Raw genomic sequence first — 214 nt, forward strand, 5'->3', positions numbered from 1 at the left:
GCAGATAAGACTGTGGTAGCGAACCCAGAAAAACTTACAGATGCTGAGAAGAAAGCCATCGAAGACAAAGTTAAAGCCGTGAATCCAGGTGCGACTGTAGTAGTAGACGATAAAGGAAACGCTACAGTGACAACACTATCAGGAAACACAGCCGTTATTCCAGCAGCAGACTTAACTAAGACAGCAGACGACGCAGCTAAGCCAAATGCAGGTA

General features: G+C 45.8%; 1 protein-coding gene. It reads left to right on the plus strand.

The window, feature by feature from the left end; translation table 11 throughout:
• A partial coding sequence (locus tag QP439_RS09100; RefSeq protein WP_502961739.1) for a hypothetical protein occupies positions 1-214 on the plus strand: 214 nt, incomplete at both ends.

The sequence above is a fragment of the Streptococcus sp. UMB1203 genome (assembly GCF_030217725.1).
Classification (GTDB): domain Bacteria; phylum Bacillota; class Bacilli; order Lactobacillales; family Streptococcaceae; genus Streptococcus.